Source organism: Pseudomonas sp. H3_A02 (assembly GCF_054671965.1).
This window is the reverse complement of sequence record NZ_CP162807.1, coordinates 3,172,491-3,190,611: the sequence shown is the minus strand read 5'-3', so window position 1 is coordinate 3,190,611 and position 18,121 is coordinate 3,172,491. Positions and strand designations below refer to the sequence as shown.

Here is an 18,121-nt window from a genome sequence, read left to right as displayed (position 1 = left end):
AACTGTGAGCCTTGAGTAGGAGATAGCCTGTGGAACGCGAATACATGGAATTCGACGTGGTCATCGTCGGTGCCGGCCCCGCTGGCCTGTCTGCCGCTTGCCGACTGAAACAGAAGGCCGCCGAAGCCGGTAAGGAAATCAGCGTCTGCGTGGTCGAAAAAGGTTCCGAAGTCGGTGCGCATATTCTCTCCGGCGCGGTGTTCGAGCCCCGCGCCCTGAACGAACTGTTCCCCGACTGGAAAGAGCTCGGCGCGCCGTTGAACACGCCCGTCGTTCGCGATGACATTTATGTCCTGAGAAACGCCGAGGCCGCGAGCAAAATCCCTGACTTCTTTGTGCCCAAGACCATGCACAACGAAGGCAACTATATTATTTCCCTGGGCAACCTGTGCCGCTGGCTGGCCCAGCAGGCCGAGAACCTGGGCGTGGAAATCTACCCGGGCTTCGCCGCCCAGGAAGCGCTGTTCGACGAAAACGGCGTGGTTCGCGGGATCATCACCGGCGATCTGGGTGTCGACCGCGAAGGCCACCCGAAGGACGGCCTCTACACCCCCGGCATGGAATTGCGTGGCAAATACACGCTGTTCGCCGAAGGCTGCCGTGGTCACATCGGCAAACAGTTGATCAAGCGTTTCAACCTCGACAGCGAGGCCGACGCCCAGCACTACGGCATCGGCCTGAAGGAAATCTGGGAAATCGATCCGGCCAAGCATCAACCCGGCCTGGTGGTGCACACCGCTGGCTGGCCGCTGGACATCATGGGCACCGAGAACACCGGCGGCTCCTTCCTCTATCACCTGGAAAACAACCAGGTGGTGGTCGGCCTGATTATCGACCTGTCCTACAGCAACACCTTCCTGTCGCCGTTCGACGAGTTCCAGCGCCTCAAGCATCACCCGGTGCTCAAGCAGTACCTGGAAGGCGGCAAGCGCGTCAGCTACGGCGCCCGTGCCATCTGCAAGGGCGGCCTGAACTCGTTGCCGAAAATGGTCTTCAAGGGCGGCGCGCTGATCGGTTGCGACCTCGGCACCCTGAACTTCGCCAAGATCAAAGGCAGCCACACCGCCATGAAATCCGGCATGCTCGCCGCCGAAGCCGTGGCCGATCGCTTGTTCGCCGAGTCCGAAGGCGGTGATGAACTGACCGCCTACGTCGACAACTTCAAGAACAGCTGGCTGTACGAAGAACTGTTCGCCAGCCGCAACTTCGGTGCCGCGATCCACAAATACGGCGCGATCATCGGTGGCGGCTTCAACTGGCTCGACCAGAACATCTTCGGCGGCAAAATACCGTTCACCCTGCACGACAACAAGCCTGACTACGCTTGCCTGAAACTGGCGGCCGATTGCAAGAAAATCGACTACCCGAAACCGGACGGCAAGCTCAGCTTCGACAAACTCAGCTCGGTGTTCATCTCCGGTACCAACCATGAAGAAGAACAACCCTGCCACCTGAAGCTGACCGACCCGAGCATCCCGATCAGCAAGAACCTGCCGCTGTACGACGAACCGGCCCAGCGCTACTGCCCGGCTGGCGTGTACGAAGTGGTGACCAAGGAAGACGGCGAGAAGCGCTTCCAGATCAACGCCCAGAACTGCGTTCACTGCAAGACCTGCGACATCAAGGACCCTGCACAGAACATCACCTGGGTATCGCCGGAAGGCGCTGGCGGGCCGACTTACCCGAACATGTAAGCCACACGCTGAACATCGAGGCTCCCGCAATGGGGGCCTTTTTGTTGCCTACATTTCAAGGCACACCACAGTCCAAATGTGGGAGCGAGCTCGCTCGCGATGGCGGTTTATCATTCAACACAGATGTCGGCTGACACACCGCCATCGCGAGCAAGCTCGCTCCCACAAGGGATTTGCGTGGATCACGCCACGCGCTCTTCCCCGGGGTTGCGCTCGAAATAGCGCTTGTACTCGCGACTGAACTGCGACGGGCTCTGATACCCCACCTGATGTGCAACCTGGGCCACGCCCATGCCCTCGATCAGCAGCAACCGCTGAGCCTTGAGCAGTCGCAGCCGCTTGAGGTACTGCACCGGCGACAGCAAGGTGCTGCGCTTGAAATGCTCATGGAAGGTCGAAGCACTCATGTTCGCGCAACTGGCCAGGGTCTCGACGTTCAGCGGCTCGGTGAAGTGCGCATGCAAATGACTCAAGGCCACGGCGATCCGGGCGAACTGGCCTTGCTGCTCCACCAGTGCCCGCAGCACATCGGCCTGGGGCCCGCGCAACGCGACGAACAGCAACTCCCGCAGCCGTGCCTGGCCCATGACCTGGCATTCCAACGGATCGTGCAAGCAGCGCAGCAAGCGTTCAACACACCCACGCATGGCGTCGTCGAGCACTGCGCAGGTCATTGATTCCGGCGTCTGCGGCGCCAGGTTCCGACCCGGTACCAGCCCCATGGCCAGCACCAGTTCCCCCAGCATCGCCCGATCGATCGCAACGGAAACCCCAAGCAGTGGAGCATTGGGCATGGCGTAGGTTTCGCATTCGAACGGCACCGGCAAGGCCTGGATCAGATAATGCCCGGCGCCATATTCCAGCGTGCGAGGCCCCAGGTACGCCAGTTTGCTGCCCTGGGCAATGATCACCAGGCTCGGCTCGTAGAGCTGCGGGCCACGGGCGACGTCCTGGCTGGCCCGAAGCGTATGCACGCCGGGCAGTGGCGTCGGGACGAAACCGTCGCGGGTCGCCAAGGGTTCTATCAATGAAACCAACGTGGCGTTGGCATCGAGATGGCGGGTCAACAACATGGGTGAAAACTTCACGAAAAAGGGGATGAAACCATCATCGCAGGTCTCGCGCCACAGAGGATCAAATCCTGGCCAAGACCGGAGGATTAGGCATGACAGGCGGAGGAATCGCCATCGCCGCCTGTCGCCAGGACTCCCAGAATGGACGCCTCACCGTTCATTGTTTAGCGAGGTCCATCATGTACACAGCCATCGGATATGCCGCCCAGTCGGCCACCACTCCCCTCGCCCCCATGAAATTCGAGCGTCGCAGCCCGCGAGCCGACGATGTGGCGATCGATATTCTCTACTGCGGTGTCTGTCACTCCGACATCCATCAGGCCCGCAATGAATGGGGCATCGCCGTTTATCCGCTGATGCCCGGCCATGAGATCATCGGCAAAGTCACCGCCGTCGGCGCGGACGTCACCCGCTACAAGGTTGGCGACCTGGTGGGCGTAGGCTGCATGGTCGACTCCTGCCGCGAGTGCGAAGCGTGTCACGCTGACTTGGAGCAATACTGTTTCGAAGGCATGACCCAGACCTACGCCAGCCCGGACCGCGTGAGCGGCGGCCACACAATGGGCGGTTACTCCAACAGCATCGTGGTTAACGAGCACTTTGTGCTGCGCATCCCGGCCGCACTCGACCCGGCCAGCGCCGCGCCGCTTCTCTGCGCCGGCATCACCACCTACTCACCCCTCAAGCACTATGGCGTGAAGGCCGGTGACAAGGTCGGCGTGCTAGGCATGGGCGGTCTCGGCCACATGGGCATCAAGTTCGCCAAGGCCATGGGCGCAGAAGTGACGCTCTTCACCCGCTCAGCCAGCAAAGCTGACGAGGCTCGTCGCCAAGGCGCGGACCACGTGATCGTGTCCACCGACGCCGAACAGATGGCTGCCGCAGCCGGACGTTTCAACTTCCTGTTGGACACCATTCCGGTGCAGCACGACCTCAACCCCTACCTCGACACGCTGCGTTTCAACGGCGTGCACATCATCGTGGGTCTGGTCGAGCCGATCGATCCGCCGGTACACGCGGCAAAACTGATCATGGGTCGCCGTGTCCTGGCCGGCTCGTTGATCGGCGGTATCGCAGAAACCCAGGAAGTGCTGGATTTCTGCGCCGAACACAACATCAGCTGCGACATTGAAATGCTCGACATTCGCCAGATCAACGAGGCCTACAGCCGCATGATCGCAGGCGACGTGAAGTACCGCTTCGTCATCGACATGGCGACGCTCAAGGCCTGACGTTCGTCAGACCTTGGCACCCAGTTCCGCCGACAGCCGGGCTGTGACCCCTTTGACCAGGGGAATCAGCTCGGCCATCTTTTCCAGCGGCATGTACGGCACGGTGCTGGCGATGCTGATACCGGCGACAATACGCTTGCCGGCGTCACGGATCGGCGCCGCCACACAGCGAATCGACGGTTCGTTGTCTTCCAGGTCGAAGGCATAGCCCCCCGCCACGTACTCCACCATCCGTTGCTGGAACTGTTCCCAGGATTGCTCCTGATGCTGGGGCCAGAACTGATTCTTCCCACCCGCCGGGAGGCTGATTTCATACAGCCGCTTCCATTGTTCCTGAGTGTCATCGAGCATCAGCGCCTTGCCGATCCCGGTGCGCGCCAACGGCATGCGATGGCCTACGCGCGAGCGCATTTCCGGGCCGTTACGCCCCGGATTCTTCAGCAGGTACAAGACTTCGTCGCCCTCGCGAATCGCCAGGTGAACAGTGTCTCCGGTCAGCGCCGACAGCTCGTCCAGGTACGGCCCCGCCAGGCTCACCAGCGGCAACTCTTCCCGGGCCTGGAAGCCCAGCTCGATCAACTTTGGCCCCAACAGGTAACCCACTTGCGGCACCACGCGCAGGTAACGTTCGTCCACCAGGCAACTGGCCAGGCGATGGGTGGTGCTGCGGGTGGTGCCGATCAGCCGGGCGATTTCCTTCAAGTCACGAGCACCGCTGGCGACCGCCTGGACCACGCCCAGGCCACGCAGCAATGTTTGCGTGCCTGTGGGCGCGGCGTCCTTGGTGATTTTTGGATCGTCTTGCTGCATAGCCGGCCTTCAACAGTGAGCGGGAAACGGGCGGCATTATGGTCGCCCGCCCCGTAGGACTACAACTCGATGCGCTCGACCTTCCCGACCAGCAGGATGTAGGACAGCGCGCCAGCCAATGCCAGGACAGAGATATAGGTAATGGCCGGGGCGAATGAATCGCCGCTGGCGAGGAAGCCAATCACGATCGGCGTGGCGATGGCCGCCAGGTTGCCGATGAAGTTGAACACCCCGCCGGTCAGCCCGAGCAGTCGTGCCGGCGCCAAGGTCGAGACCAGCGACCAGGTGATCGACGCCAGGCCATTGCCGAAGAACGCCAGGGCCAGGAAAGCGATCACCAGCGGCGTCGACTCGACAAAGTTGGCGCCGATGATCGAGGTCGAGATCAGCAACCCGCCGATGATCGGCAGCTTGCGCGCGAACCCCACCGTGGCACCACGACGGATCAACCAGTCGGAGAAGAACCCGGAACACAACACGCCGACGAACGCCGCGAGAAATGGCAACGACGCCAGCAGGCCGGACTTGATGAAGTCCATGCCGCGATATTTCACCAGGTAGGTCGGGAACCATGTCAGGAAAAACCACAGCGTGGAGTTGAGGCAGAACTGACCGAGGTAAATGCCCCACAGTTTGCGCTGGGTCAGGACGATCCCCAGGTCCGCCCAGCTGAATTTCGCCTTGGCCTTGGCGGTATCGGCCTGGATATCCACCAGCCCGCCGCCTTCGCGGATCAATTCGATTTCGGCAGCGTTGGCACCTTTGAAATCCCGGGGCTCGCGATACACCGCGTACCAGATCAGCGCCCAGAGAATGCCCACCGCGCCCGTGGCGACAAACACCATGTGCCAACCAAAGGCGTGTTGCAGCCAGGCTAATACCGGCGTCAGGAAGGCCAGGCCGACAAACTGTCCGGAGGTGTAGAAACCGATGGCCGTGGCCCGCTCGCGCTCGGGAAACCAGGTGGTCACCACGCGGCTGTTGATCGGATAAGCCGGCGCTTCCAGGGCACCCACCGCCATGCGCAGCACGAACAGCGCGATGAAACTGGCGGCGAACCCCAGCATCACCGTGGCCACCGACCACAACAGCAATGCCACGCTGTAGAGAATACGCGGTGGCACCCGGTCCACCAGCCAGCCACCGGGGATCTGCATGGCGGCGTAGGTCCAGCCGAACGCCGAGAAAATCAGCCCGACGTGGATCGGGTCGATGCCCAGGTCGCTGGTCAGCGCAGGGGCGGCAATCGAGAGGTTGCTGCGGTCCAGGTAATTGATCACCACGGTGATGAACAGCAGGACCATGATGAAAAAACGCTTGCGGCTGGGCGTCACCAACGACGCTTGCGCGCTCAGGGTGTGCGCTTGCATGTGAGGTGCCTCTTTTTATGTTTATTGAGGAAACGGGCGCATCGAAGAAGATCTCCCTGCTTGCGAAGATCAAACTGTGGGAGCGAGCTTGCTCGCGATGACGGTGTGTCAGTTGGTGCATGTGTGACTGATACATTGCCATCGCGAGCAAGCTCGCTCCCACAGGGGACCTGGGGTGCGCATGAGCTTTGCATTCACCACAGGACCACAGGGACTTTGGGTGGATCAGGCGTGACTCACCACTCGGCAAAACTACCATCGGCATGGCGCCAGATCGGGTTGCGCCAGCGGTGGCCGATGGCGGCGCGTTCGATGACGTATTCCTCGTTGATCTCGATACCCAGGCCCGGACCATTGGGGATCTTCACGAAACCCTTGTCGTAGTCGAACACCTGCGGGTCCTTGATGTAATCCAGCAGGTCGTTGCTCTCGTTGTAGTGGATGCCCAGGCTTTGCTCCTGGATAAACGCGTTGTAGCAGACCGCATCCAGTTGCAGGCACGCCGCCAGGGCGATCGGGCCCAGCGGGCAGTGCAGCGCCAGCGCTACATCGTAGGCTTCGGCCATGTTGGCGATCTTGCGGGTTTCGGTGATGCCGCCGGCGTGGGACGCATCCGGTTGGATGATGTCCACGTAGCCTTCGCTGAGCACCCGTTTGAAGTCCCAGCGCGAGAACAACCGCTCGCCCAGGGCAATCGGGGTGCTGGTCAGCGGCGCCAACTCCTTGAGGGCTTCGTAGTTTTCGCTGAGCACCGGCTCTTCGATGAACATCAGTTTGTACGGGTCGAGCTCCTTCATCAGCACCTTGGCCATCGGTTTGTGCACACGACCGTGGAAGTCCACGCCAATGCCGACGTTCGGCCCGACGGCATCGCGCACCGCCGCCACGTTGGCCAGGGCCAGGTCGACTTTTTCAAAGGTGTCGAGAAACTGCAGCTCTTCGGTGCCGTTCATCTTCACCGCCGTGAAGCCCCGCGCCACCGCCTCTTTCGCCGCCCGGGCGGTATCTGCCGGCCGGTCGCCGCCAATCCACGAATACACACGGATCTTGTCCCGCACCTGGCCACCCAGCAGGTCACTGACCGACACGCCCAGGGCCTTGCCCTTGATGTCCCACAGCGCCTGGTCGATGCCGGCCAGGGCGCTCATGTGAATAGCACCACCGCGGTAGAAGCCGCCGCGATAGAGCACGGTCCAGATGTCTTCGATGTTGCGTGGGTCTTTGCCGATCAGGTAGTCGGACAATTCCTCAACGGCAGCCGCCACCGTGTGGGCACGGCCTTCGACCACGGGCTCGCCCCAACCGGTCACGCCCTCGTCGGTTTCGACCTTGAGGAAGCACCAGCGCGGCGGAACGATAAACGTGGTCAGCTTGGTGATTTTCATCTTGTTGTCTCTCTTGTCAGATGCAGCGCACGGAGCGCTGGAAAAGTCTTCAGTTCAAGGCATTCCATGCGGCCACGTAGGCCTTGGCGCGTACCGCCACTTCATCCGCTGTCAGGCCCGGCTTGAACAGCCCGGAGCCGAGGCCGAAACCCTTGACGCCAGCCTCGACGAACACCGCCATGTTGTCCGGTGTGATCCCGCCCACCGGCACCAGCACGGTCCCGGCCGGCAGCACCGCGAGCCAGGCCTTGACCACCGCCGGGCCCATTTGCTCGGCGGGAAACATCTTCAGCACATGGGCGCCTTCGGCCAATGCGGCAAAGGCTTCGGTGGGCGTGGCGACGCCTGGCGACAGGTACAAGCCCGCCGCTTTCGCCGCGCGCAGCACCTTCGGATCGCTGTGGGGCATGACGATCACTTGACCACCGGCGGCTCTCACCTGCTCGACCTGTTCCGGCGTGAGCACGGTGCCGGCACCGATCAGGCAATCAGCGGGCAAGGTATTGCGCAGGATGCGGATACTTTCGTACGGCTCGGGGGAATTGAGCGGTACTTCGATGACGCGAAATCCTGCGCTGTACAGGACTTCGCCGATGGCCGCCGCCTCTTCGGGACGCAGACCCCGCAGGATCGCGATCAGCCCGTTGTGCGCCAGTGCTTGTGTGAGCATGTCAGACCTCCAGTCAGGTTCAGGGGGCGGTGGAATCGAGCAACCCGGCCGCCACGGCCAGTTGCCACAAACCGCGTTCGGTGGCCTGTTCGGCCAGGACCACCCGGGCGAAGCCGCAGGCGTCGAGGGCCCGTTGATAACGGACACAGAGTTGGGAGTTGCCGATCAGCACCACCGTCGGCAGGTGCAGGCTGTCGCGGCGCCGGCGCTGTACCTCGGCCAACGCCGTCAGTTCATGGCCGATCAACAGGCCCGAGAGGTAGTCCGCCTGGGCGCTGGCCGCCAGCTCGCCGGTCAAGCCCAGGCTGCGGGCGCTGAACACGGTGGACAACGGACCGATCTGGCCGTCTACCGATAACGCCACCTGCACGCCGCGATCAAACGCCGCGCCATCGAACGTCACATTCCGTTGCTGGGTACGGCCGAGAATGCTGTGGTCGCTGAGCACGGCGAAGATCTCGCCGGTCATGAAGGTATCGAAATGCACGATGCAGCCATCGGCCACTTCTACCCATTTCGAATGACTGCCGGGCAGGCCGATCAGCACCGCTTCGTCCGGCAGGCTGTGCAAGGCACCGAGCACTTGGGTTTCTTCGCCGCGCATGACATTGGGCAAGCGTGAGCGCTGAATCACCCCCGGTACGATGTGCACATCGACACCGCGAAGGCTGCGAACGGTTTGTAGGGAATGTCCGAGATTGGCGACGTTGGCGGGTGTGTCGCAGTACGGCGCTTCACGCCAGCCCTGGGCACTGCCGACCATGCCGCAGGCAATCACAGGCAAGCCCGGCTGTGCGTCGAGCCAGTCGCCGCAGGCCTCGTCGAAGGCCAGTTCGAAACCGTCGATGCACACCCGACCGGCCACGCTTCGCGGCCCGGAGGGCAACTGCATGATCCCCGATGACAGCGAACGCTGCTCGAGCACCTCGCCACCGGCTGCGAGTTTGTAAGCCCGTAATGAGGTGGTCCCCCAATCGAGCGCGATCAATTGCGCCTGCATCCGCTTCACCTGTTCTGTTTTTTGGCAGTGAGTGAAACGGACTATAAACCCGGGCGCGACATAATCTCAATATATAAATATCACTCCCATATATTGGGATAAAATCCGCGAACGACAAAGCCAATCGCCATCCGCCCAAGACCCTGCTACGTTTTCTGACCGGACGCCAAACAACTAGGGAAAAAGTGATGGGACAACTGCTGAAAATCCTCGGTCGCACTTCCTCGATCAACGTCAGAAAAGTGTTGTGGACCTGCCAGGAATTGGACATCGCCTACGAGCGCGAAGACTGGGGCATCGGCTTTGCCTCGACCCATGACCCGGCATTCCTGGCCTTGAATCCCAATGCCCAGGTGCCAGTGATCATTGATGAGAATGGCGTGCTCTGGGAGTCGAACACCATTTGCCGCTATTTGGTGGGCAAGCATGGGCGCAGCGATCTGCTGCCCGTCGAACCTGCCGCCCGGGCGCGTGTCGAGCAGTGGATGGACTGGCAAGCCACAGAACTCAACCCGTCATGGGGTGATGCATTCTACGGACTTGTGCGCAAACACCCGGATTTCCAGGACCCACAACTCATCGCTGCCGGCGTCAAAGGCTGGAACGAGAAGATGGGTTTGCTGGAGCAGCAGTTGAACCGCACCGGCGCCTACGTGGCCGGTACGGCATTTTCCCTCGCGGACGTGCTCATTGGCTTGTCCGCCCACCGCTGGCGCCAGACGCCCATGGAACGCCCGGACTATCCAGCGGTGACCGCTTATTGCAAGCGGCTCGAACAGCGCCCCGGATTTGCCGAGTACGCATCCAACGCCTACTCGTGAATCTCAATTGCCGTTCGCGAAATCCCGTAGCACCTTGCCGTCCATTCGGTAGCGCACCCACTCTTCCTGTGGTTGCGCGCCGAGGGATTTGTAGAACTCGATGGCCGGCGTGTTCCAGTCCAACACGCTCCATTCGAAGCGACCGCAATCGTTGTCACAGGCGATCTTCGCCAGATGCCGCAACAGCGTCTTCCCTGCCCCGCCGCCGCGCTGTTCGGGTGTGATGTACAGGTCTTCCAGGTACAGGCAGTTACTGCCCAGCCAGGTGGAATAGCTGAAGAAGAACACCGCGAAACCGATCGGCACGCCATCACGCAGGCAGATCAGCCCGTGGGCAGTCGCGCCTTCACTGAACAGGCTGCGCTCGATGTCGGCCACACTGGCGATGACTTCGTGGCGGGCCTTTTCGTAATCGGCCAACTCGGTGATGAAGGCAAGGATTTGAGGCGCATCGCTGGGTTGCGCGGGACGGATCTCGATCGACATGAACAGGCCTTGTAGCCAATTGAAAGCGCCATACTAAGCCGCCAGGTGCCGCTCGTCACATCCCGATCCAACTATTTGATCGCAGACGCCAGCCTCTTTCCAAAATGCCATTCGTCGCGCCCCAGGCACCAACCCCAAACCGCCACGGCCCAAGACCAGGTAAGCATTCTAAAAAATGGAGGCGACACCATGATCACTTCAAGGCTGACTGCATTCACCTTCGCCGCGCTGCTGTCCTCGGTGGCTTTCGCGGCTTCTACCTCGGGCACCGGGCCGACCGACCCCGTGGAGCAGTCCAACTCCCCCGCCACGCAAGGCCTGCCCAAGTTGAACACCGACGGCAACGGCGGCGGAGGCCTGAACAATGGCCAGCCACCGGCCAGCACCGGCACCGATCCGCGCGTGCAGGGGAATGACACGGGGCGCCAGGGTGGCATGAATACGCCGGACTCGACCGCGCCTGATAACGCCGAGACCGGGGTGGGCTCGAAAACCACGACCGGTGGTTCGGGCTCTGAAGGTGGCGCCGCCAGCCAGTAGCCTCTGCCCGGACAGTTGAGGAGGAACATCCCATGCCTCGTGGAAGCAAAGACAAATACACCGCTGAGCAAAAGCGCAAGGCCGAACACATTGAAAAGAGTTACGAGAAAAAAGGTGTGTCCGAGAACGAAGCCGAGGCACGGGCCTGGGCGACGGTGAACAAGCAGTCCGGTGGCGGCGAGCGCTCCGGTAGCTCAGGTAAGGAAAAACCGGCGACGGCCAAGAAAACCGACCGCAAGGAATCAGCCCGCCGCGCCGCCAAGACCCGCGAAGGTCACCCGCGCACCAGCAAAGCCTCCCATGGAACCCAGACCGTGGACAGCCTGATGAAGGAGGCCCGGGCGAAAAATATTCCCGGGCGTTCGAAGATGCGCAAACAGGAGTTGGTCGAAGCGTTGCGCAAGGCGGGGTGATGGTTGGCATCAGGGAGGACGCTATCGCGAGCAAGCTCGCTCCCACAGGGGGTCTGTGCTGTGCCGAGGTTCAGGGCCCTGACACAAAAAACCTGTGGGAGCGAGCTTGCTCGCGATAGCAGTAGATCAGTCGCCAGCGATTTCTGGCTTCAGCGTTGCTTCAAGCGGTCAATCACCACCGCCAGCAACAGGATCGAGCCGCGGATGACGTATTGGTAGAAGGTGTCGATGTTCTTCAGGTTCATCGCGTTTTCTATGATCGCCAAAATCAGCACGCCGGCGATGACGTGACGAATCATGCCGATGCCGCCGCTCAACGACACCCCGCCCAGTACGCAGGCCGAGATCACGGTCAGCTCGAAGCCCTGGCCGATCATCGGTTGGCCTGAGGTCATGCGCGACGCCAGGATCACCCCGGCCAAGGCGCCGATCAAGCCATGCACGGCGAAGATGATGATCTTGGTACGATCGACGTTCACCCCTGCCAACAACGCCGCTTCCTGATTGCCACCGATGGCCATGGTGTTGCGCCCGTAGGTGGTGTAGTTCAGCAGCCAACCGAAAAACAGGAAGCAGACGATGGTGATCAGGATCGGCACCGGCACACCGAATAATTGGCCGTTGCCGAACACGAAGAACGATTCCTGCGACACACCCACCGCCTTGCCGTTGGCAAAGATGTAGGCCAGGCCCCGGACAATCTGCATCGTCGCCAGGGTGGTGATCAAGGCGTTGACCCGCAGCTTGGCGATGACGATGCCGTTGATCAGGCCGACGATCAGCCCCATCGCCAGCGCCGCGCTGACACCCAGGAATACGCTGTTGGTGTCGCGCATCACCACCGCCGCGACCACGCCCGCACAGGCGATCACCGAACCGACCGACAAGTCGAAGTGCCCGGACGCCAGGCAATACAACATGGTGCACGCGGCGATGCCGGTGGTGGAAATCGCCAGGCCCAGGCCGCGCATGTTCAGCGGCGACAGGAAGTTATCGATCATCAAGGTGCAGAGCACGAAAATACCGATGGCCGCCAGCAGCATGACCCAGTCATCCAGGAAACGGCGCAGGTCCAGGGGTTTGCGTGCCGTTGGCAGTGCATTGTTTTGAATGGTCATGATTTACCTCTCAGTTCGCCGCGTCGGCAACGCGTTGGCGCGGCAGCGCCAGTTGCAGCAGGTTGGATTCATTGGCCTGATCACGCGGCAGCTCGCCGCGCATGGCCCCTTCGCAGAGCACCAGGATTCGGTCGGAAATGCCCATCACTTCCATCAGGTCGCTGGACACCACAATCACCGCGATGCCGTCGGCCGCCAGGTCGTGGATAATCTGGTAGATCTCCGCCTTGGCGCCGATGTCGATGCCACGGGTCGGTTCATCCAGCAGCAGGACTTTCATCGGCATCGACAGCCAGCGACCGAGAATCGCCTTCTGCTGATTGCCGCCGGACAGGTACATGATTTTCTGGCTGGCCGCCGGGGTCTTCACCTTCAGCGACTTGATCTGCTTGTCGGCATTGCCCCGCTCCCAATCACCGCGCAGCAGGCAGCCAAGGGTGGAATGAGCCGGGCGCGCACTGATGTTGATGTTCTCGCCCACGCTGCCCAACGGGATGATGCCTTCCTTCTTGCGATCTTCCGGGCAGAGCAGCACGCCAGCGGCGATGGCATCCCGGGGCGAACGCAATTTCAATTCCTTGCCGTGCAGCACGAGGCTTCCCTCGCTCTGGCGCTCCAGGCCACTGAGCAAGCGAAACAGCTCGGTACGACCGGCACCGACCAGCCCGAACAAGCCGAGGATCTCGCCCTTGTGCACCTGGAAGCTCACTGGTTCGCGCAAGCCCGGCCCCAGCAGGCCCTTCACCTGCAGCGCCACATCACCGCGCTCCCGAGGGCGGTAATCATAGATGTCCTGGATGTCGCGACCGACCATGCACGTGACCAACTGATCGTGGGTCAGCTCGCTCATGTCCTCGAAGGTCCGGACATAACGACCGTCCTTGAACACCGTCACCGCATTACAGATGCGGAACACTTCTTCCATGCGGTGGCTGACGTACAGCACCACTTTGCCCTCGTCTCGCAAGCGGGCGATGATCGCCATCAAACGGTCGATTTCCCGGGCCGACAGGCTACTGGTGGGTTCGTCGAAGGCAATGACGTGGGCGCCACGGGACAAGGCCTTGGCGATTTCCACCAATTGGCGCTGGCCGAGGGACAGGCGACCGACTTTTTCCTGCGGATCGATCTCGTCGGCCAGGCCTTTGAGCAGCGTCAACGCCTGCTGGCGCAGCACGCCACGATTGACCAAGCCGAAACGCGCCGGCAAATGGCCGAGAAACAGGTTTTCAGCAACGGTCATTTCCGGCACCAGGTGCAGTTCCTGGTGAATCACCGCCACCCCGCTGGCGATGCTGTCGGCGGTGCCTTTGAAGGCCATCGTCTGTTCGCCGATCTGCAGGTCACCGCTGCTCGGGATGTAGGCACCACCGAGGATCTTCAGCAACGTGGACTTGCCCGCGCCGTTCTCGCCCATCAAGGCATGCACCTGCCCCGGATGTGCGACGAAACTGATATTGGCCAGCGCCTGCACGCCGGGAAAGGATTTGCCGATCCCGTTGAACCGCAAGCTGCCGCCGATGTTGTGTTGCCGTGTCGCTGTTTGCGCTTGCATAACCACCTCGAACTTACAGAGATCAAGCGACCCCGCCACTCATGTGACCAGGGCCGCTTTTGAATCAACCGGCCGTCAGTTCCACAGGCCGATCTTTTCCAGCTCCTGCTTGAAGTTCTCCCGGGTGATCAGCGTCACCTCGTCCATGGCGGTGTACTTCGGCGGCTCCTTGCCGGTGGTGATCCACTCGTACATCATTTCGGCGGTCTTGTAGCCTTCGATGTGCGGGCTTGGCAGCATCGAACCGAAGAAGCCGCTGTTAGGCTTTTTCAATTCACCGATGGCATCGGTGCCATTGATACCGATACCGATCACATTGGCCGCCTTGAACCCGGCCGCTTCGGTGGCGCGTACGCCGCCCAGCACGGTGTTGTCGTTCATGCCGCCGATGATCAGGTTGGTCGCGCCGCTTGGCAGCTTCACCAACGCCGAGTTGACGGAGTCCATGCTGCCGGGTACGTCGAGGGTCTTGAGCGGCGAATAAAGGATGTGGTCTTCCGGCATCCCGGCCTTCTTCAGGGCATCGACCGAACCGTCGGTGCGCTTCTTGCCGGTGTCCAGCTCGTTGAAGGTGCTGATCACGGCGTAGGTGTTTTTCCAGTCCCAGTTGCGCTTTTTCGCTTCAGCGGCCATGGCCTGACCTTGCTTCTGACCCACTTCGAACGCGGCCATGCCCAGGTACGGCACGTCTTCCATGAACTTGCCGCTGGCGTCGACAAAGCGGTCGTCCACGGCAATCACCTTGAGATCGTTGAGCTTGGCCTTGGCCATGATGGCCGGGCCGAGGGATACGTCCGGCGGGCAGATCACAAAGCCCTTGGCCCCGTTGGCGGCCAAGCTGTCGATGGCCGAGAGGGTCTTCTCGCCATCAGGCACGGCGATCTTGATCAACTCAAAGCCTTTGTCCTTGCTCGCCTTCTCGGCGAACGCCCATTCGGTCTGGAACCAAGGCTCTTCAGCCTGTTTGACCAGGAAACCGATTTTTACGGGATCGGCCGCCAGCAAGCTGCTGCTGAGGCTGACTGCGGTAACCGCCAGGGCGGCGCGACACAGGGAACGGATCCCACGACGATGTTTCATAGTTGACTCCTTGTTTTTTTTATTGAAAGCCAAACGTCCAGGGTCTGCTCCACCGACGGTGGAAATACGCAGGCTGGGCGGTTACATCAAGTTGCTACACAGCATAGGCCTAAATAGTCATATCGTATGATGATTGGATTACAGGCGAAGTTTCCCACTGCAACCCAGGAATATTCAGTCGTGGTACATGACCGAACGTCCTCCATCAATGGTGATGCATGAGGCATTGATAAACGGTGCTTCGTCACTGGCCAGGAACACGGCCGTCATTGCCACTTCGATCGGTTGCCCGACACGCCGTGGCGGGTGCAGATCCAGCGCACGCTGGCGTTCGGCATGGGGATCGGCAAAGCCGTTCCAGTAGTCGACGTTCAGTTGGGTTTCGATGTAACCCGGGGCGATGGCGTTGACGCGTACCCCTTTGGGTGCGTATTCGATGCCCAGGGCGCGGGTCAGGCCGAGCAGGCCGTGCTTGGCCACCGGGTAAGGGAAACAGCCGGGAATGATGTGGGACGAATGCACGGAGGCAATGTTGATGATGCTGCCCACGCCCTGCTCGATCATCTGTGGCAGCACCGCCTTGCAGCCGTACCAGGCGCCATCCAGGTCGATGGCGAAACAGCGACGCCAGTCCTCTTCGGTCATTTCCAGCGGGTCACGGAAGACATTGACGCCGGCGCAGTTGACCAACACATCGATGCGACCGTGCAGCTCGACGGCGCGACGGGCCATGGCCTGCAAGTCCTGCTGCTTCGACACATCGGCCTGCAATGCTTGCACATCGGCGCCGCGTTCACGCCAATGGGCGGCTACCGCCTCGACTTTCTGCGCCTGGATATCACTGATCACCAGCCGGGCTTGTTGCGAAGCGAACGCCGCGACGATGGCTTCGCCAATGCCTTGGGCGGCACCGGTCAACAGCACGACCTTGTCCTTCAGGCGTTCGCCCTTGGGTGGCTCCGGCACGGGTGGCAAGACCAAGGGCTCAGCCATGGCTAAAGGCTCCTGCGTGCGGGCACGACAAAAACCGGGCATCCACGGATGACCGGCGCGAAGGCGCTTGAAAGAACAGTGGCCGGCGTACGCCACCGGGGCGTACGGGGAAAGATCGTTGCATCACTTCACCTGTTTTGTTTTTTTAGTGTGAGTGCGTATTGCCGATGGAGCCGACTATAAACCCGGCCGCCAAACAATCTCAATATATATATTTACATCCCATATTTTGGGATTCATCCAGCAAACCTCGTACACGCCACGCCCGGCACGTCAACACGCATCGACAGCACGGCACCGTCCAGCGGATGACCCACCGGGCTCGCCGCGCTGGTGATGTACAACGTCTTGAGGTCTTCACCGCCGAACACACAACTGGTCGGGCGGCTGACAGGCAGTTCGATCACCCGATCGACCTGGCCATTCGGGGTCAGCCGCAGCAGGCAACTGCCGTCCCAGCGGGCGTTCCAGATATAGCCTCGGGCATCCATCGCCGAGCCATCCGGACCGCCACGCGGATGCGGGCCGAACCAGACCTCGGCAGGCGCCAGGTTGCCTTCCGGGTAAATAAAGTGCCGATACAACGTGCCATCCAGGCTGTCGCCGAAATACACCGTGGTGCCATCAGGGCTCCAGAGCAAGGTGTTCGGAATGCCCAGCCCGCGCAACAGGGGCTGGACCCGGCCATCACTCCCGATGCGAAACAGGCCGCCGGAGCGGTGCTCGATCGGCAAGTCCTCGCCTTCGGCACCAATGTTGTTCTGCATGGTGCCAAGCCAGAGTTGACCCAGGGGGTCGCAACGGGCCTCGTTGGCGCGATTGCCGGGCTGGGGGTCAGCCATGCGCAGCAGCGTCAGGCGCGGTTCCAGGCCCGGCGAATCAAGATCGAGGCGGTAGACACCGCTACTCAGGGTCACCAAGGCGTCGCCATTCTGGGTCGGTATGAAGGCGGAGACATGCTCGGGCATCTGCCAGATCTCCACATTGGCGCCGATCAGCCGCAGGGCCTGCTTGCCGGCAATATCGACCCAATACAACGCTTGGGTCGGCGCATCCCAGAAGGGTCCTTCGCCCAACCTCGCCCGGTGTTCCGTCACAGCCGTCCACTTCATTGAAACCTCCCGTTCCCGGCTTGCCCGGCGGCGTCTGTTCGACCGGCCATGACATTGGGGTAAAAGCGTTTGATCGCCAGGTCAGCGTTATCGATCAGGGTCATGCAGGCCCAGACGCCACGCGCCGCGTCACGGGCGGCGATGGCGTCGGCGATGTCCTTGTGGATGGGCAAGGTGCGGCGCAGTTCATCGGGGTCGGCCGCCGACACCTCGAACGACACCGCCAGCAGCGCCCCCAGGGCCGGGACCATTTGTTCGATGAATTGATTATGGCTGGCGGCCAGGATGCACTCATGGAAAAACTGGTCGGCGCGGTTGTAATCGGCGCCGCTGTCCACCGCCCGCTCCAGCGCATGGTAGGCCAGGCGGATCGCCTGCACCTGATCGGCGGTGGCCCGCTCGCAGGCCCAGCGCACCGCCATGGGCTCGATGGTACGGCGCAGGTCCAGCAAGTCATCGACGAAGTTTTCCGGCAGGCCGCTGCGTGACAGCCAGCCCACCACTTGGGGATCGAACAGGTTCCAACGGCGCACCGGCAACACCCGCGTGCCGACTTTCGGCCCGACTTCCAGCATGCCTTTGGCGACCAGGGTCTTGATCGCCTCGCGAATCACCGTGCGACTGACGCCCAGTTGCTCGCCCAAGTCCGCCTCGACCTTGATGGTTTGCCCAGGCTTGACCTGGCCAGCGGCTATCCAGCCCCCCAGCCAATCGACGGTCGACGCATGAAAACTGCTGGACATGAAAACCCCGCGGGCCACTCTTATTG

Annotated in this window: 18 protein-coding genes; 5 read left to right on the top strand and 13 right to left on the bottom strand. The window is 61.6% G+C overall.

Features of this window, described 5'->3' with window-relative positions:
• The first annotated feature begins 29 nt into the window (after positions 1-29).
• Positions 30-1,694 carry an electron transfer flavoprotein-ubiquinone oxidoreductase gene (locus tag AB4N80_RS14150; RefSeq protein WP_122566319.1) on the top strand — a complete coding sequence of 555 codons (1,665 nt, stop codon included), beginning with the start codon at positions 30-32 and terminating at the stop codon, positions 1,692-1,694.
• Between the two features lie 182 nt (positions 1,695-1,876).
• Here AB4N80_RS14150 and AB4N80_RS14145 read toward each other — a convergent pair whose 3' ends face one another.
• Positions 1,877-2,767 (bottom strand): AraC family transcriptional regulator, encoded by an 891-nt coding sequence (locus tag AB4N80_RS14145; protein ID WP_122566320.1) that lies wholly within the window; start codon positions 2,765-2,767, stop codon positions 1,877-1,879.
• Between the two features lie 179 nt (positions 2,768-2,946).
• Between AB4N80_RS14145 and AB4N80_RS14140 the strand changes: the two genes are divergently transcribed.
• Positions 2,947-3,999 (top strand): NAD(P)-dependent alcohol dehydrogenase, encoded by a 1,053-nt coding sequence (locus tag AB4N80_RS14140; protein ID WP_122566321.1) that lies wholly within the window; start codon positions 2,947-2,949, stop codon positions 3,997-3,999.
• Positions 4,000-4,005: 6 nt separating this feature from the next.
• Here AB4N80_RS14140 and AB4N80_RS14135 read toward each other — a convergent pair whose 3' ends face one another.
• The 5 genes from AB4N80_RS14135 to AB4N80_RS14115 all read right to left on the bottom strand — a co-directional run bounded on the left by AB4N80_RS14135 (position 4,006) and on the right by AB4N80_RS14115 (position 9,234).
• Positions 4,006-4,809 (bottom strand): IclR family transcriptional regulator, encoded by an 804-nt coding sequence (locus tag AB4N80_RS14135; protein WP_058544290.1) that lies wholly within the window; start codon positions 4,807-4,809, stop codon positions 4,006-4,008.
• Positions 4,810-4,868: 59 nt separating this feature from the next.
• Entirely contained in the window at positions 4,869-6,179 is a 1,311-nt protein-coding gene (locus tag AB4N80_RS14130) for an MFS transporter (protein WP_305467861.1), read from the bottom strand.
• A gap of 236 nt (positions 6,180-6,415) precedes the next feature.
• Positions 6,416-7,564, bottom strand: coding sequence for a galactonate dehydratase (gene dgoD / locus AB4N80_RS14125; protein ID WP_003179439.1), 1,149 nt, complete (start codon positions 7,562-7,564; stop codon positions 6,416-6,418).
• A 49-nt stretch (positions 7,565-7,613) separates the two neighbouring features.
• A complete protein-coding gene (locus tag AB4N80_RS14120; RefSeq protein WP_122566323.1) occupies positions 7,614-8,234 on the bottom strand; it encodes a 2-dehydro-3-deoxy-6-phosphogalactonate aldolase in 621 nt (206 codons plus the stop codon).
• Positions 8,235-8,253: 19 nt separating this feature from the next.
• On the bottom strand, positions 8,254-9,234 hold the full coding sequence (locus AB4N80_RS14115; protein ID WP_122566324.1) for a 2-dehydro-3-deoxygalactonokinase: 981 nt from the start codon (positions 9,232-9,234) through the stop codon (positions 8,254-8,256).
• A 188-nt stretch (positions 9,235-9,422) separates the two neighbouring features.
• Here AB4N80_RS14115 and AB4N80_RS14110 point away from each other — a divergent pair, with 188 nt between their 5' ends.
• Positions 9,423-10,055 (top strand): glutathione S-transferase family protein, encoded by a 633-nt coding sequence (locus AB4N80_RS14110; protein WP_122566325.1) that lies wholly within the window; start codon positions 9,423-9,425, stop codon positions 10,053-10,055.
• A 3-nt stretch (positions 10,056-10,058) separates the two neighbouring features.
• Here AB4N80_RS14110 and AB4N80_RS14105 read toward each other — a convergent pair whose 3' ends face one another.
• Entirely contained in the window at positions 10,059-10,541 is a 483-nt protein-coding gene (locus AB4N80_RS14105) for a GNAT family N-acetyltransferase (RefSeq protein WP_014339485.1), read from the bottom strand.
• 189 nt (positions 10,542-10,730) lie between these two features.
• On the opposite strand from AB4N80_RS14105, the gene AB4N80_RS14100 reads away from it, so the two are divergent.
• Together AB4N80_RS14100 and AB4N80_RS14095 are read left to right on the top strand one after the other, a co-directional pair.
• Complete coding sequence (locus tag AB4N80_RS14100; protein ID WP_122566326.1) at positions 10,731-11,081, top strand: hypothetical protein; 351 nt, start codon at positions 10,731-10,733, stop codon at positions 11,079-11,081.
• Positions 11,082-11,113: 32 nt separating this feature from the next.
• Positions 11,114-11,494: a Rho termination factor N-terminal domain-containing protein gene (locus AB4N80_RS14095; protein ID WP_122566327.1), complete on the top strand. Its 381-nt coding sequence runs from the start codon at positions 11,114-11,116 to the stop codon at positions 11,492-11,494.
• A gap of 149 nt (positions 11,495-11,643) precedes the next feature.
• Here AB4N80_RS14095 and araH read toward each other — a convergent pair whose 3' ends face one another.
• The 6 genes from araH to AB4N80_RS14065 form a co-directional block, all read right to left on the bottom strand.
• A complete protein-coding gene (gene araH, locus AB4N80_RS14090) occupies positions 11,644-12,612 on the bottom strand; it encodes an L-arabinose ABC transporter permease AraH (RefSeq protein ID WP_025214842.1) in 969 nt (322 codons plus the stop codon).
• Between the two features lie 10 nt (positions 12,613-12,622).
• Positions 12,623-14,167 carry an L-arabinose ABC transporter ATP-binding protein AraG gene (araG, locus tag AB4N80_RS14085; RefSeq protein WP_122565876.1) on the bottom strand — a complete coding sequence of 515 codons (1,545 nt, stop codon included), beginning with the start codon at positions 14,165-14,167 and terminating at the stop codon, positions 12,623-12,625.
• A 75-nt stretch (positions 14,168-14,242) separates the two neighbouring features.
• Positions 14,243-15,247, bottom strand: coding sequence for a substrate-binding domain-containing protein (locus AB4N80_RS14080; RefSeq protein WP_122565877.1), 1,005 nt, complete (start codon positions 15,245-15,247; stop codon positions 14,243-14,245).
• A gap of 174 nt (positions 15,248-15,421) precedes the next feature.
• On the bottom strand, positions 15,422-16,240 hold the full coding sequence (locus AB4N80_RS14075; RefSeq protein WP_053186253.1) for an SDR family oxidoreductase: 819 nt from the start codon (positions 16,238-16,240) through the stop codon (positions 15,422-15,424).
• Positions 16,241-16,476: 236 nt separating this feature from the next.
• Positions 16,477-17,352, bottom strand: a complete 876-nt coding sequence (locus AB4N80_RS14070; protein ID WP_305467868.1) for an SMP-30/gluconolactonase/LRE family protein — start codon at positions 17,350-17,352, stop codon at positions 16,477-16,479.
• Positions 17,349-18,095, bottom strand: coding sequence for a FadR/GntR family transcriptional regulator (locus tag AB4N80_RS14065; protein ID WP_003204233.1), 747 nt, complete (start codon positions 18,093-18,095; stop codon positions 17,349-17,351). The genes AB4N80_RS14070 and AB4N80_RS14065 overlap by 4 nt, the downstream gene beginning before the upstream one ends.
• Positions 18,096-18,121: the final 26 nt, after the last annotated feature.